Raw genomic sequence first — 14803 nt, 5'->3', positions numbered from 1 at the left:
AGTGGGCCGTCGGCCCCGCGCTCGCGGGGGTTGCTCCTGTGCAACACACCTCGAAGACACGCGCTTTCGGTCGGCCCCGCGCTCGCGGGGGTTGCTCCGTCATCGTCAGCGCGGACACCATCTCCGGGAGGTCGGCCCCGCGCTCGCGGGGGTTGCTCCAGCAAGCCCGCCGACCCCGCACTCCCCGCCGGGTCGGCCCCGCGCTCGCGGGGGTTGCTCCTCGGTCTGGAGGGCCACGTGCTCGGCTTCCCGGTCGGCCCCGCGCTCGCGGGGGTTGCTCGGCCTGCAGCACGGCGGCCCGGCCCGCGGTCTCGTCGGCCCCGCGCTCGCGGGGGTTGCTCCGCGTAGTCGGCGACACCGCCCGGCATGTCGAAGTCGGCCCCGCGCTCGCGGGGGTTGCTCCCCTTGGAGCCTGTATGGCCGACTCCGACGCCAGGTCGGCCCCGCGCTCGCGGGGGTTGCTCCGACAAAGGCGATCTCCGGCACCGTCGCTCCTCGTCGGCCCCGCGCTCGCGGGGGTTGCTCCCGCGCATTGTGGTATCTGCCTCGCGACACCGTGTCGGCCCCGCGCTCGCGGGGGTTGCTCGGCGGTGGCAGCGGTCATCGCCTCGCACGACCTGTCGGCCCCGCGCTCGCGGGGGTTGCTCCCGCGTTCGTGGTACCCGGCTGGTGGACCTTGGGTCGGCCCCGCGCTCGCGGGGGTTGCTCCTAGCCACCTCTGCCATGGAGTTCTTCGTCCGGCCAAGGTCATGATGTGGACACCGCAACTCGTCGGCCGGTTCGTCGACGCCCACGCCGACCACGCGCTATCCGATCTGGGGCACTTCATGGCTTTCGAGGACCACGCCGAGCGAAGCTGTGCCCGGCCCTGGAGCGAAGTCGGTCTGGTCGAGCGCCAGTGCACGACCAACCAGCAGGCCGCAACCCGGCCGACGCCTGCGGCGACGGATCCGCCCACCAGCCCGGAGCTCGCGGCGATATGCAGCGTCCGTGCGAAGAAGACCGGCGGGAATCGGGGGCAGCCGATTCCCGCCCGGGCCGCGGAGGCTGCCGAAGGTGGTGACCGGCGCCGTGTCGGTCGCCACCTTTCTCCACCCTGGGGTGCTCGGGTGGGCAGGGCTGCGGCCGCAGCCCCGGGGAGGGGCCTCCGGCGGCTTCGGGTCCGGCGCGGCCGATCGGTGTTCGGTGACCCGGATGGCTCATCTGGCGTGCGGTGAAAGGGATTTGGACCTACGGTGCCGTTCGAGGGGGCTACCCGCACGAGAGGTATCAACTGCCATGGCAGGAAAGTTCGAACTTTACACCGATGAGAGCGGCATGCACCGGTTCCGGCTCAAGGCGAGCAACGGGTCCGTCGTGGTGACGGGCGACCCGTACGAGAACCGGGACGACTGCATCAGGAGCATCGAGTCGATCAGGAAGCTCGCGCCCTACGCGGAGCTCAAGGAGACGGCGGCCGGTCCGGCCTGAGGCTCCGAGCGGCCCTGTCGCAGGCAGGACGGCGGGTCGGTGGTGCAAATCGCCGACCCGCGTTCGTTTGCGCGACAGATCCCTTTGGCCGCGTGCACGCCGGGCCCGGACAGAACACTGGCATGCGCGTCGTCATCGTCACCGAATCCTTCCCGCCCGAGGTCAACGGAGTCGCCCACAGCGTGCTGCGGACGGCCGAGCATCTGGTCCGCCGGGGTCACCAGCCGCTCGTCATCACCCCGGCTCCCGCGCACGGCGCCGACTGCCCGCCGCACACCTTCGGGGCCGGCCCCGGGGCGGCCGAGCTGCCGGTGGTCCGGATCCCGTCCGTCCCGCTGCCCGGTTATCCGCAGGTCAGGATCGCCCTGCCCAGCCGCCGGCTGGGTGCCGCCATCGCCGGGCACCGGCCCGATCTGGTGCACCTGGCCAGCCCGTTCGTGCTCGGCGCGCGCGGTGTGCAGGCCGCCGCCCGGCTCGGTGTCCCGGCCGTCGCCGTGTACCAGACCGATCTCGCCGGGTACGCGCACGCCTACCGGGCCGGGCGCGGTCTCGGTGAGGCCGCCGCCTGGCACCGGATCCGGGCCGTCCACCGCGCCGCCGCGCGTACTCTCGCGCCGTCCACCCCGGCCGCGCAGGACCTCACCGCGCACGGGGTGCCGAGGGTCCAGCTGTGGCCGCGCGGGGTGGACTCGGTCCGCTTCCACCCGCGTCACCGTGACGAGGCACTGCACCGGGCGCTGGCCCCCGGCGGGGAGGTGCTGGTCGGGTACGTCGGGCGGCTCGCGCCGGAGAAGCGGGTCGACCTGCTGGCGGCCGCCTCGGCGCTGCCCGGGGTGCGGGCCGTGGTGATCGGCGACGGGCCGTCGGCGCCCGGGCTGAAGGCCGCGCTGCCCGGCGCGGTCTTCCTCGGCCGCCGTACCGGGGACGAACTCGCCCGCTGCTTCGCCACCTTGGACGTGTTCGTGCACACCGGCCCGCTGGAGACCTTCTGTCAGACCATCCAGGAGGCGATGGCCAGCGGCGTCCCGGTGGTCGGTCCGGCCGCCGGCGGTCCGCTGGACCTGGTCGCGCACCGGCGGACCGGCCTGCTGGTGCCACCCCGGGACGGCGAGGCCGTCGCTCGGGCGGTCGCGACGCTGGCCGGGGACAACGCGCTGCGGGCCGCCTACGGGCGCGCCGGACGGGCGGAGGTGACGGCCCGCACCTGGGAGGCGGTCGGCGATCTGCTGCTGCGGCACTACGCGGAGGTGCTGGCGGAGCACGGGGGCGGACCGGCGGAGGGGCCGTCGCTCGCCGCGGACCCGCCCGCGCCGGTGGCTGCACCCGCGGTGGCTTCGGCGGTGGTGACGGAGGGGCTGTCGGCATGACCGGGGACGCACTGCGGATCGTCAGGATCGCCAACTTCGTCACCCCGGTCTCGGGCGGGCTGCGGACGGCGCTGCGGCACCTCGGCGCCGGGTACCGGGCCGCCGGGCACCGGCCGGTACTGGTCGTGCCCGGCGCGACGCGGTCGGAGGAGGAGACCGGGCAGGGCCTGGTGGTCACCCTGCCCGGGCCGGTGCTGCCCGGCAGCGGCGGCTACCGGGTGCTCACCGACCGGCGGGCGGTGACCCACGAACTGACCCGGCTGGCGCCCGACCGGCTGGAGGTCTCGGACCGCACCACGCTGCGCTGGACGGGCGCCTGGGCACGGCGGCACGGCGTCCGCTCGGTGATGGTGTCGCACGAGAGCGCCGCCGGGCTGCTCCGCAGCTGGGGCCTGCCCGGCCCGGTTGCCGACGCCGCCGCGGACCGGCTCAACGGCCGCACCGCGCGGGCGTACGACACCGTGGTCTGCACCACGGACTGGGCGGCCGCCGAGTTCCACCGCCTCGGCGTCCGAAACCTGGCACGCGCACCGCTCGGAGTGGACCTGACCGCCCTGCGCCCCCTCGCGGCCGACGAGCGGGCGTACGAGCGGGCGCGGTACGCGGAGCTGGCGCAGGTGCTGCTGGTGCTCTGCTCCCGGCTCTCGACGGAGAAGCGTCCCGAGCGTGCCGTCGAGGCCCTCTCCGCGCTGCGCTCGCGCGGCCTGCCGGCCGTCCTGGTGGTGGCCGGGACAGGACCGCTCGGACGGGGCTGGCCGCCCGTGCCGCCCGACTGGGACTGCCCGTGCGCTTCCTCGGGCACGTGGCGGGGCGTGCCGCGCTGGCCCGGTTGCTGGGCTGCGCCGATGTGGTGCTCGCCCCCGGGCCGGTGGAGACCTTCGGGCTGGCCGCGATGGAGGCCCTGGCCTGCGGCACACCGGTGGCCGTCAGCCGCTCGTCGGCGCTCCCCGGGCTGGTCGGGCCGGCCGGGGCGGTGGCGGACGACAGCGGCGAGGGTTTCGCCGAGGCGGTCCGGGAGCTGTTGTCCCGCCCGCCGGACGCCCGGCGGGCCGCCGCCCGGGCCCGGGCCGAGCGGTTCGGCTGGCCGGCCGCGGTGGCGGCGTTCCTCGCCGCGCACGGGGCGCGGACAGGGGACCCGAGCGCCGGCGCGGACAGAAACGCGGACACGAACAGGAACGGGAACCCGGACGGGGGCGGGGCGCCGGTGGGGCTGCCGAGCGAGGACGCGGGCCGGGAGGCGGACCAGCCGGTCCGCCGCTCCGCCGGGGACGCCCGGTGAACGCGGGCGGACCGGCGGCGCTGGGGGCCGGCCGGCGCGGGGCCCCGGCCGGCGCCCGGCGGGTCGGCGGCCCCGTACGGTTCGTGGCGCTCGGGGACTCGCTCACGGAGGGGGTCGGCGACCCGGTCGCCGACGGGTGGCGTGGCTGGGCGGCGGTCCTGGCCCGGTCGTTGGCCCCGGCGGAGGTGGGCGTCGAGTTCACCAACCTCGCGCGCAGCGGCGCCCTGGCCGTCGACCTGGCGGCCGAGCAGCTGCCGGCCGCGCTCGCGCTGCGCCCGCAGCTGGCCGCCGTGGTGGTCGGGGGCAACGACACGCTGCGGGCCGGGTTCGACATCCGGCGCACGGCCCGGGAGTTGGACGCGGTGCTCGGCGAACTGTCCGGCAGCGGAGCACGGTTGCTCACCGCCTGTCTGCCCGACCCGGGCACCCTGCTACGGCTTCCGCAGCCGCTGGCCCGCCCGCTGGCACGACGGATGTACGCCGTGAACACGGTGGTGCACGCCCTCTCCGCGCGCCATCGGACCGTACACCTGCACCTCGCCGAACTGCCCTGGTCGGCGCAGCGGCACCTGCTGAGCGTGGACCGGCTGCACCCCAGCGCCGAGGGGCACCGGCTGATCGCCCGGCACTTCCACGAGTTGCTCGGCTCGGCCGGGCGTCCGCTCGGCCCCGCACCCGCCCCCGGCCCTGCCGGACCCCCGCCCGGCCGGGCCGCCGACCTGTGGTGGATGACCACCCGGGGCACCCGCTGGGTCGCCGCCCGCAGCACCGACCTCCTCCCCGGGCTGCTCGCCCTCGCCACGGTGGAGAGCGTCGCCCGGCTGCGGGGCACCACCGGCCGGTACGACGAGCAGATGGCCCGGGCGGCGGCCGCGGCGCTCGCCTCGCTGGGGTGACGCGCCCCGCCGGGCGACGGTGCGCCGCCGGGGTGACTCCGCGCCCGGCGGCGGGTCGGGTGACGGCGGGGAACCGCCCGGGTAGAAGTCAGTGTCGTTGCGGGGAACGGTCGGGCGTGCGCCCGGTCCGGCGGAGGGAGTTGCGTTGGTGGTCTCACCGCCTGCGGGCGATCAGGGTGCACCGGGTCAGGACGGGCGTGCCGGGCGCGAGTTGCTGGCCGCGGCCGGGGTGCTGTTCCCGGACGAACAGGGTCGGGTGCTGGTGGTGCGGCTGCCGTACGACCGGGAGCATCCGGTGGCCGTCCCCGGCGGGGGCTGGGAACCGCAGGACCTGTCGCCGCGCCGGACGGCCGTCCGGGAGATCGAGGAGGAGCTGGGGTTCACGCCCAGGCTGGGGCCGCTGGCCTGCGTGGACTGGACGCTGGACCACTTCCGCCCGCCGATCGCGGCGTACCTGTACTGGGCCGATCCGCTCACCCCGGCGCAGCTCGCCGCGATCACTCCGGACCCGGCCGAGGTCGGCGGCTGGGTCTGGCTGACGCCGGAGCAGGCCGGCCACGCGCTGCCGCCCCGGCTCTCCCGGCGGGTCACGGCCTGTCTGCGGGCCCCTCGCTCGGCCGGTCCGCTGGAGCTGGAGGACAGCCTGCCGGCCGGGCACACCCTCGACCACCTGACGGTCGAACCGCCGCCCGAGTACACCCGGCTGGCGGGGCTGCCCCTCACCGGGGCGGCCGCCCTGGCCGCGGTCCGTCCGGCGGCCGAACCCGTGCCCCCGCTGGACCGGGACACCTACATCGCCACCCGGCCCCGGATCCGGGCGAAGGCGCGGACGGTGTTCACCGACCGGTCCGGGCGCGTCCTGCTGGTGCGGCTCAGGCCCTGGCCGGGGACCGGGGGCGAGGTGCCGTACTGGGTGCTGCCGGGCGGCGGTATCGAGGCGGACCGCGAACTGCCCCGGGCGGCGGCCCGGCGCGAGGTCCGCGAGGAGCTGGGCTGGGACCGCGAGCCGGGCCGGCTGCTGGCCGTGGACTGGCTGCCCGGGCACGCGGCGGCCCCGGCGAGCGGGCGGGACACGGCCGTGCTGGTGTACCTCTTCGACGGGGGCACGGTGGCGGAGGACCGGCTCGCCTCGATCGCCCTGGCCGAGGACGAGTTGGCGGAGTGGCGGCTCTGCGCTCCGGCGGAGGCCCGGGCGCTGCTCTCCGACTCCTCCTGGGCCCGGACGGAGGCCGCCCTCGCCGCCCGCGCCAGGACCGGCGGGCCGGCCGAGCTGGTCCGGGGGCGGCCGGCGGACTGACCGGGCCCCGCGGTCCCCGGTGGGCCACACTGGGGGCATGACGAACGGGATCGGGAGTGTGCTGGCCGGTCGCCGGGTGGAGTCCGTCACTGGCGGCGCCCGGCTCGACATCACGCTCGCCGGGGCGGTGACGGTCCGGGTGACGCACGAGTTCAGGTTCGCCGTGCCGTCCGGGGTGGAGCGCTTCTACCCGGCGCTGACCGTCCGGCCGTCCGGCCCGCTGCTCGGGCTGGTGGGCCGGTCCGTCGGCGCCGCCCGGGTGACGATGGCGGGCGGGCTGGAGCTGGCCTTCGACGGGGGTGGCGAGCTGTCCGTTCCGCCGCACGCGCTGGTGGCACCGTGGAGCGTGTTCACCCCCGGTGGCACGGTCTGCTCCGGTCTGCCGGGTGGCGAGGTGGCGTGGGCGGAGCCCGAACCGCGGCGACCCGGGCGGTGGTTCACCACCGGGTGATCCGGGTGCGGGCCGGCACGGCGGCAGCCCCGGCGGGACCCCGCGCCGGGCGGTGCGGGGTCCGTACGCCGCCGGGCGAGCGCCGTCAGACCTCCAGGTCCGCCTCGATCCTGGTCAGTTGGTGACGGGCCATGGCCAGGTTGGCGCGGCTCTTGTCCAGCGCGAGGTAGAGGAAGAGGCCCTTGCCGCCCCGGCCGGTGAGCGGTCGGATCAGGTGGTACTGGCTGCTCAGCGTGATGAGGATGTCGTCGATGCCGTCCTGCAGGCCCAGCATGTCCATGGTGCGCATCTTGGCCCGGACCACGTCGGTGTTCCCGGCCGCGGCCACGTTGAGGTCGATGCCGCCGGGGCCGTCGAGCGTGGCGAGCGCCATACCGCTGTTGTAGTCCACGAGCGCGGCGCCGATGGCGCCCTCGATCACGGTCATGGCCTGCTTGAGCGCGCCTGCTGCGTCCGTCATGTCGGTCACTCCAGTTCGTTCGGTGGGTGCTGGTACTGGTGCTGGTGTTTCGGATGGGGCGGGCGCGGTCAGCCCACCTCCTTGGGGTCCTTGGGCGCGAGGGTGTCGCTGAGGAGCGCGGCGACGCGCTGGGCGGAGCGACGGGCCTCCAGGTGCAGTCGGCCGACGTTCACGTCCGGGTGCGCCAGCAGGGTGAGCACGCAGCTGCCGCCCGCCGTGTAGGTGGCGACATAGCCGTTCTCACCGCGGACCAGCGACTCCCGGAACTCCCCCTGTCCGGTGGTGTCGGCTAGCCGCTGCGCCAGTCCGAGGGAGGCGGCCGTCATGGCCGCCAGGCCCGAGGGCTCGGTGCCGTGGGTGTCGTGCGCGACCAGCAGGCCGTCCACGCTGGCCACCAGGCCGCCCGCGAGGTGCGGGACCCGATGCCTGAGGGTGCGGAGCTCGGCCAGCAACTCGGTCTCCAAGGCGATCAGTTGTCTCCTTCCGACACGCTGCTTGAGCGCCCGCCTCATGACCGCGAGGGCGGGGTCGCGGGCGGAGAGTGGTTCAAAGTCGGGCCTCCAGAAGGGTCAGGACCCGGGTCAGCAGCGCGATGTCCGGGTCGGGGGCGGTCAGCGGGTGGGCCGCTGCCGTGGTCGGTGGGTGGGCCGCCCGGACGGGCCCGGCCTGGGCCGGCCCGGTCAGTGTGGCCCCGGGGACGCGGCGGTGGAGCCCGCCGGCGGTGCGGCCGGGGGCGGCACGGTCGGCAGGGCTCCGGTCGGAGGAACTCCGGTCGGCAGGGCTCCGGTCGGGGGTGGTGCCGCCGGACGGGGCGGCGTGGCGGGGACCGCCGCGCCCCGGGGTGCCGCAGCCGGGCGTGGCGAGCAGTCCGGCGGCGGCGAGGCGGCGGACGTCGGCCGTGGTGGCGAAGGCCGAGTGACCGAGCAGCCGGGCCAGCTCCCCCGGGGTCCTTCGGCCGTCCGCGTGGTCGAGCAGTTCGCGCTGGCGGCGGCTGGGCGAGCGGCGGTGCCGGCCTCGGGCACCTGGTCCGGCACACGCCTCGCGGCTCTCGGGGATCCCCGCCTCGGACGGGCGGACCGGTTCGGTGTCGAGCTGCGGCCAGGGCCAGATGCGCTCCAGCAGCTGACGCCTGCGCTCGACCTCGCGGCGCAGCCGGTGGGCGCCGACCGCCGTCACCGGGCCGAGCCAGTGCCGCACGCCCGGTTCGAAGCGCCAGGGCCCGGCGGTGGCATCGAGGACGAAGAAGGCCGCGTCGTAGAGCGCCCCGAGGTGACAGAGCTCGAGCTCGCCGCGGGTGAGCCGGCCCTGCTCGACCAGGGCGTCGCCGACCCGGCAGCGCGGGCCGTGGACGCGGAGGATCTCCTGCCAGGCCTCGGGGGTGATCCGGCCGCAGCCGGTCAGCAGGGCGGCCAGGTCGGGCGCACGGTCGGATTCGGCGTGCACCACCTGGCCGGCGGCGAGGTAGACCGTGCCGGCGGGGCCGCGCAGGGCGCCGGTGGCCCTCTCCCCGGCCAGTCGCTCGACGGCGTCGGCCGGAGTGGCCGGGGCCTCCTGGACAGCCGGGGCGCCCTGGGGCTCCCGGGCGGCCGGGTGGCGCGCCGGTGCGGCGCCGAGTGGCGACGATGTAGCGTTCATGCCAACCACCTCCGGTCGTCGGACAGTTGACGCGATGGCCGAATCCTGACGGCGAATGCCGGACACCCGGCCGACCGGGCCGCGAGCAGGCGCATCACCCCAGCACCAGCTCCTCGGCGAGCGCCTGGAGGCGATACCGGGCCGCGGCGAGGTTGCCCTCCGAGCGGTCCAGCCAGAGGTGCAGGACGAGCCGGCTGTCGAAGACGGTATCGATGAAGCAAAGGAGGTGGTAGCTACGGCCCGCGGTGACGATGATGTCCTGCAACGGCGCCCGCTTGTCCTCCGCCCCGGTGAAGGTCTGGCTCTCAACAGCCGCCCGCACCAAGTCGGTTGCCTCCGCCGCCGCGGTCTCGTGCTCTCCGGTGGGGCTGATTCCGAGGCTGCCGAGGGCAAGTCCGCTGCTCCAGTCGACCAGGCTCGCGGAGCGGGCACCGGCGATCGCCATCGCCCCGGACAGGCATTCGTCGATACCCGGCACACCGGCTCCTTCGGAGGGTTATGGGGTAGCCGGAGACGCTGGGCAGACACCGGCCGAACTGCCACGACCGGTGGCTGGTTCGACACGGAAGGCTACTGCCGGATTCCATATGACGAACATTCCAATGGCATATTCACATCACAACCGACCACTTCCAGCCAACCTATGACGGTACGTCAGGCGTGACGACCCGACGAACCCGCTGGCCGAACCGGAGGATGGAGAGCGGCCCACCGGCCCACCTGGATCGGGACCTTGGCCGATTGTCGGCCGCTCCACAGGGTTTCGAACGCCCGATGCGCTAAGGCCGGCCACCCCCGCACCCGGGCACGGGAACCGGATTCCGCCGCCGGGCGTCCGAACGCCCGGGAAACGACAAAGCGGCCGTTCCGGGAAGGAACGGCCGCCTTGGGGTGGAGCGCCAGGCCCGGGTCGAACGGACTCTTCCTACTGAAAGTAGGACGTGCTCCGGTAGCACCTCTGACGCCTGTCCGAGAGATCATTTCCTCTCGACGAGTAGAACATTAGCAGGTCATCACACCTGATCAGAAATCGAACGAGAGGAGGCCGCGGATGGAACCGGCAGAGCTTCAGCGGCGCGCGACGCGCATCCACGACCGGTACGACGAGCCGAACCGGCGGGAGCGCGGGCAGGTCCGGACCAGGAAGGAGTTCATGGGCGACAGGACGGTCAGCACCTCGCGGACAGCAGCGCGCGGTAGCCGGCGATCAGGGCGGTGAGCCCCAGCTCGAAGGCCTGGTCGGCGCGGTGACGGCCGGTGGGAACGGCCTCCAGGGCGGCGGCCAGGCGCGGGGTGGTGCCGCGTTCGACGGCGTCGACCATGACGGCGGGGGCGACCAGGTCGAGCGCGGAGCCGAGGATGAAACTCTCCAGCGCGGTGATCACGCTCATCACGTCCTGCGGCGCGAAGCCCGCGCCCTCCAGGGTGGTGACGGCGCGCTCGTACAGCTCGTGCATGAACGATTCGGCGAGCGGGGCCGTGGCGAGCAGCCGGATGATGCCGGGGTGCTCGGCGAAGGCGTCGCGGTAGGCGTGCGCCCAGGTGCGCAGCGCGTCGTCCCAGGGCTGGTCCCACATGGACTGCTCGCCGATGGTGCGGACGAGTTCGGCGCGCATCAGGGCGACGATCTCGGCCCGGCCGGCCACGTGGTGGTAGAGCGCCGAGGGGCTCACCTTGAGCGTCCCGGCGAGGGCCGGGATGGTGAGATCGCCCGCCTCGTCCACCAGCCGCAGCGCGGCGTCCACGATGCGCTGCCGGTCCAACAGTGGTGTGCGCGGCCTGGCCATGCGCGTCCCCGCCCTTCGCTTCCGCTTCCCGTCCGGACCGTCCGCACGACTCGTCCGCGCGGCCCGCCCGCGCGGCCCGGCAGGACGATCATCACTCAAGATCATCGTTACCAAAATGTAACCGAATGACTTTCAATAAAACTCTTCCGCAGCTCGCGGCGACGCGCCTACGGTAACCGAACCCCATTCGGTTAGACAGGTCACACTGGGAGAGGACGCACCCCCGCATGCGTGCCGACACGATCTTCACCGGAGGCCGGATCCACACCGGCGACCCCGCGAACCCGCACACCACCGCCCTGGCCGTCACCGCCGGCCGGATCACCGCCCTCGGCGCGGAGGCCCTGGCCCTGCGCGGCGAACGGACCGAGACCGTCGACCTGGCCGGCGGCGCGCTGCTGCCGTCCTGGGGCGACGGCCACGTCCACCCGCTGCTCGGCGGTATCGGTCTGCGCGGCGTACCCGTCCGCGACTGCACCAGCCTCGAGGAGGTCGTCGAGGCCGTCCGGCTCTGGGCCGAGCAGCACCCCGAGGCCGAGTGGATCACCGGCGACGCCTTCGACCCGTGGCTCGCCGAGGGGGGCCTGTTCGACGCCGCGCTGCTCGACGCCGTCGTCCCCGACCGCCCGGTGCTGCTGCGCACCATGGACCACCACACCGGCTGGGCCAACAGCGAGGCCCTGCGCCGGGCCGGCTACACCGCCCGCACGCCCCAGCCCGTCAACGGCGAGATCGTCCGCCGCCCCGACGGCAGCCCGCTCGGCACCCTGCGCGAGTTCGGCGCGCTCAACCCCGTACGCGCCCTCGTCCCGCTGCCCGAGCTCGACGAACAGGTCGCCGCCCTGCGCGACACCACCACGGCGCTCGCCTCCGCCGGCATCACCTGGATCCAGGACGCCTGGGTCGAACCCGCCCAGGTCGACACCTGGCTCGCCGCCGTCCGGGACGGCCACCCGCTGGCCGTCCGGGCCGGGCTCGGCCTGCTGCTGGAGCCGGACGGCTGGCGCGAGCGGCTGCCCGGCCTGGCCGCCGACCGGGCCCGGATCGAGGCCGAGGGCGGCGGGCAGCTCACCGCCCGGGCGATCAAGTTCTTCGCCGACGGCGTCATCGAGTCCGGCACCGCCGCGCTGCTGGAGCCGTACAGCGACTGCCCGCACTCGCACGGCGTCGCCAACTGGACCGGCGACGAACTGGCCGAGGCCGTCACCGCCGTGGACGCGCTCGGCTTCCAGCCGCACATCCACGCCATCGGCGACCACGGCGTCCGGATCGCCCTGGACGCCGTCGAGGCCGCCGCCCGCCGCAACGGCCCCCGCGCCCGCCGCCCCGTGATCGCCCACGTCCAGCTGGTCGACCCGGCAGACCTGCCGCGCTTCGCCGAACTCGGCGTGATCGCCAACTTCGAACCGCTCTGGGCCCAGACCGACCCGCTGATGACCCAGCTCACCCTCCCCCGGCTCGGCCCCGAGCGCGGCGCCCGTCAGTACCAGATCGCCGCCCTGCTGCGCAGCGGCGCCCGGGTCTCCTTCGGCAGCGACTGGCCGGTCACCCGGTACGAGCCGCTGGCGGGCCTCGCGACCGCCGTCACCCGGCAGACCCCGGACGGCTTGCCGGACGGCGGCTGGGTCCCCGAGGAGCGGATCGGCCTCACCGAGGCGCTCGCCGCGTACTCGGCCGGGGTGGCGCACCAGGCGTTCGAGGAGGACGACTGGGGCGTGCTGCGGCCCGGTATGCGCGCCGACCTGGTGCAGCTGGCCGCCGACCCGTACGAGGTGGCGCCCGGCGAACTGGCCGAGGTCGCGGTGCTGGGCACCTGGCTCGGCGGGCGGCGTACGCACTGACCTGACCGACCCGACCCCACCTGCACCACTTGTCCCAGCTGCACCACCTGCACCACCCGCACCGCCTGCCGTAGCCGGCCCGGCCCGGAGCGGCGCTGCCGGGGGCGGGCGGGCCCCGGGCCCCACCCCGGGCGCTCCCTCGCGCTCCCGGCGCTCGCGCCTCGCTCCGAGCGCCCCCTCCCACCCCCGCGCCCACGTCCCACCCCGGGCGCCCCGCGGGCGCCCCCATCCGCGGCGCCGTCGTACCGCGTCTCCCCGCTCGCACCACTCACGGCCGTGCCCGTCCTCGGCACCGTCCGGCCGGATCGTCCTACCCTCGTTCGTACGACCCCAGGAGAGCTCCCCCATGAACCTGCCCTCCGACGCGGCCACCCCGGCCGCCACCCCCACTCCGACCAGGCCGCCCACCACCGCCACGTCGGGGACGGCCCCGGCCACCGGGTCCCGGCTCGGGCGCGGCGTCCTCGGCACCGGCGACATCGTCTTCTTCGTCGTGGCCGCGGCCGCGCCGCTGACCGTGATGGCCGGGGTGGCACCCTTCGCGATCGCCTTCGGCGGCATCGGCGCACCCGTGGCCTACCTGGCCACCGGCGTCATCCTGGCCCTGTTCGCGGTCGGCTTCACCACGATGACCGCTCATGTGAAGAACGCCGGCGCGTTCTACGCGTACGTCACCCGCGGCCTCGGGCGACCGGCCGGTCTCGGGGCCGCGCTGCTCGCCGTGTTCTCGTACAACGCCATCCAGATCGGCATGTTCGGCGCCTTCGGCTACTTCGCCCACACCACCGCCGCCGACCTGCTCGGTCTCGACCTGCCCTGGCCGGTCTGGGCACTGATCGGGGTCGCGGTGGTCTGGTTCCTCGGCTACCGCTCGATAGACCTCGGTGCCAAGGTGCTCGGCGCGCTGCTGATCGCCGAGACCGGCATCCTGCTGGTCCTCGCCGTCGCCGTCCTGCTCAAGGGCGGGGCGCACGGCCTGAGCCTCTCCTCGCTCGCCCCTGGCAACGTCTTCTCCGGCGGGATGGGCGGCGTGCTCGGCCTCTCCTTCGCGGCCTTCGTCGGCTTCGAGGCCACCGCGATCTACCGCGAGGAGGCCCGCGAGCCGCACCGCACCGTGCCCCGGGCCACGTACGCGGCGATCGCCTTCCTCGGCCTCTTCTACACCTTCATCACCTGGATGATCGTGCAGGCCTTCGGCGACGCGGAAGCCGTCGCGACCGCCACCGCCGACCCGGCCGGGATGTTCTTCACGGCGATGACCGACTACGTCGGTGCCTGGGCCACGGACGTGCAGCGGGTGCTGATCGTCACCAGCCTGCTGGCCGCCCTGCTGGCCTTCCACAACACGATCACCCGCTACGGCTACGCGCTCGCCGGTGAACAGGCCGCGCCCGCCGCCCTCGGGCGGGTCCACCCGAAGCACGGTTCGCCGTGGATCGGCGGCATCGTGCAGTCGGTGCTGGCCGCGGTCGCGGTCGTCGTGGCGGCGCTGATCGGGGCCGACCCGTACAACCAGTTCTTCCTCTGGGTGAACTCCCCCGGTGTGGTCGGCATCCTGCTGCTCCAGGCGCTGGCCGGGCTCGCCGTGTACGTCTTCTTCCGCCGCAACCGGGCCGCCGCCGCCAGCGCCGGTGTGTTCCGCACGGTGGTCGCCCCGCTCGGCGCGACCGTGCTGCTGTGCGGCGCGACCGCGCTGGTGGTCTGGCGGCTGGATCTGTTCACGGGCGCCGGGCCGGAGGTCAACTGGCCGCTGGTCGCGATCGTGCCGGTGGTCTTCCTGACCGGCGTCGGCATCGCGCTGCGGCTGCGCGCACGGCGGCCCGAGGTGTACGCCCGGCTGGGCACCACCGAGGTGGACGCGGCCTGAACCGCCGGGCGCTGTACGTTCCGCCGTATGGCGTCCCCCACCCGTTCGGCTCAGTCCGAGCTGCGGGCGATCCCTCTTTCGGGTGAAGCTGCTGGCGGCTGCGTCCTGTGCGCGGCCGCCAGAGCGCTCATCGTCTTTCGCGCTTTCACGTCTTTCGCATCGTGACGGCCGGCGCGCCGCCGCGGCTGTCGCGACATTCGTGTCCTCGCGTTCTCCACGGTGGGCGCACGCGCGCCGATCGTCCGAGGGAGAGACCATGAAGGCCGCCGTCGTCCGGGACTTCACCGCACCGCTGGTCATCGAAGACCGCCCGGTGCCCGCACCCGGCCCGCACCAGGTCCGGATCCGGCTCGAAGCCTCCGGGATCTGCCACACCGACATCCACGCCGCCCATGGTGACTGGCCCGTCAAGCCCAGTCCGCCGTTCGTGCCCGGCCACGAGGGTGTCGGCAT

Annotated in this window: 13 protein-coding genes, 1 pseudogene and 1 CRISPR repeat array (1 of these 15 cut by a window edge); of the genes and pseudogenes, 9 read left to right on the top strand and 5 right to left on the bottom strand. The window is 74.9% G+C overall.

The window, feature by feature from the left end; all coding sequences use genetic code 11:
* Positions 1 to 708: direct repeats of the CRISPR family, unit length 28 nt; unit sequence GTCGGCCCCGCGCTCGCGGGGGTTGCTC (it extends 1640 nt beyond the left edge of the window).
* A 609-nt stretch (positions 709 to 1317) separates the two neighbouring features.
* From AB0P06_RS32680 to AB0P06_RS32655, 6 genes and pseudogenes are all read left to right on the top strand, one after another.
* The gene (locus AB0P06_RS32680) at positions 1318 to 1470 is read left to right on the top strand and encodes a YegP family protein (protein WP_363613831.1); all 153 of its coding nucleotides are present in this window, start codon (positions 1318 to 1320) and stop codon (positions 1468 to 1470) included.
* Between the two features lie 122 nt (positions 1471 to 1592).
* Positions 1593 to 2837 carry a glycosyltransferase family 1 protein gene (locus AB0P06_RS32675; protein ID WP_363613830.1) on the top strand — a complete coding sequence of 415 codons (1245 nt, stop codon included), beginning with the start codon at positions 1593 to 1595 and terminating at the stop codon, positions 2835 to 2837.
* Positions 2834 to 4116 (top strand): annotated as a pseudogene (locus AB0P06_RS32670) (glycosyltransferase). Before AB0P06_RS32675 ends, AB0P06_RS32670 begins: the two are co-directional and overlap by 4 nt.
* A gap of 20 nt (positions 4117 to 4136) precedes the next feature.
* On the top strand, positions 4137 to 5012 hold the full coding sequence (locus tag AB0P06_RS32665; RefSeq protein WP_363613861.1) for an SGNH/GDSL hydrolase family protein: 876 nt from the start codon (positions 4137 to 4139) through the stop codon (positions 5010 to 5012).
* Positions 5013 to 5160: 148 nt separating this feature from the next.
* Positions 5161 to 6309 (top strand): NUDIX hydrolase, encoded by a 1149-nt coding sequence (locus AB0P06_RS32660; RefSeq protein WP_363613828.1) that lies wholly within the window; start codon positions 5161 to 5163, stop codon positions 6307 to 6309.
* A 37-nt stretch (positions 6310 to 6346) separates the two neighbouring features.
* Positions 6347 to 6760 (top strand): DUF6188 family protein, encoded by a 414-nt coding sequence (locus tag AB0P06_RS32655; protein ID WP_363613826.1) that lies wholly within the window; start codon positions 6347 to 6349, stop codon positions 6758 to 6760.
* An 85-nt stretch (positions 6761 to 6845) separates the two neighbouring features.
* Here AB0P06_RS32655 and AB0P06_RS32650 read toward each other — a convergent pair whose 3' ends face one another.
* The 5 genes from AB0P06_RS32650 to AB0P06_RS32630 all read right to left on the bottom strand — a co-directional run bounded on the left by AB0P06_RS32650 (position 6846) and on the right by AB0P06_RS32630 (position 10642).
* A complete protein-coding gene (locus AB0P06_RS32650) occupies positions 6846 to 7220 on the bottom strand; it encodes a hypothetical protein (RefSeq protein ID WP_363613823.1) in 375 nt (124 codons plus the stop codon).
* Between the two features lie 68 nt (positions 7221 to 7288).
* Entirely contained in the window at positions 7289 to 7684 is a 396-nt protein-coding gene (locus AB0P06_RS32645; RefSeq protein WP_363613821.1) for a roadblock/LC7 domain-containing protein, read from the bottom strand.
* Positions 7685 to 7766: 82 nt separating this feature from the next.
* Positions 7767 to 8855 carry a hypothetical protein gene (locus tag AB0P06_RS32640; RefSeq protein WP_363613819.1) on the bottom strand — a complete coding sequence of 363 codons (1089 nt, stop codon included), beginning with the start codon at positions 8853 to 8855 and terminating at the stop codon, positions 7767 to 7769.
* Positions 8856 to 8949: 94 nt separating this feature from the next.
* Positions 8950 to 9333: a hypothetical protein gene (locus AB0P06_RS32635; RefSeq protein ID WP_363613817.1), complete on the bottom strand. Its 384-nt coding sequence runs from the start codon at positions 9331 to 9333 to the stop codon at positions 8950 to 8952.
* A gap of 691 nt (positions 9334 to 10024) precedes the next feature.
* Positions 10025 to 10642: a TetR/AcrR family transcriptional regulator C-terminal domain-containing protein gene (locus tag AB0P06_RS32630; protein WP_363613815.1), complete on the bottom strand. Its 618-nt coding sequence runs from the start codon at positions 10640 to 10642 to the stop codon at positions 10025 to 10027.
* Between the two features lie 227 nt (positions 10643 to 10869).
* Between AB0P06_RS32630 and AB0P06_RS32625 the strand changes: the two genes are divergently transcribed.
* The 3 genes from AB0P06_RS32625 to AB0P06_RS32615 all read left to right on the top strand — a co-directional run.
* Positions 10870 to 12483, top strand: a complete 1614-nt coding sequence (locus AB0P06_RS32625) for an amidohydrolase (protein ID WP_363613813.1) — start codon at positions 10870 to 10872, stop codon at positions 12481 to 12483.
* A 346-nt stretch (positions 12484 to 12829) separates the two neighbouring features.
* Positions 12830 to 14350 (top strand): APC family permease, encoded by a 1521-nt coding sequence (locus AB0P06_RS32620; RefSeq protein WP_363613811.1) that lies wholly within the window; start codon positions 12830 to 12832, stop codon positions 14348 to 14350.
* Positions 14351 to 14606: 256 nt separating this feature from the next.
* The coding region (locus AB0P06_RS32615) for an alcohol dehydrogenase catalytic domain-containing protein (RefSeq protein WP_363613809.1) at positions 14607 to 14803 on the top strand (197 nt) is incomplete at its 3' end.

Source organism: Kitasatospora sp. NPDC088351 (assembly GCF_040685575.1).
Classification (GTDB): Bacteria; Actinomycetota; Actinomycetes; order Streptomycetales; family Streptomycetaceae; genus Kitasatospora.
Note: the sequence above shows the minus strand (reverse complement) of the source record. Positions and strands in the feature narration are given on the sequence as shown.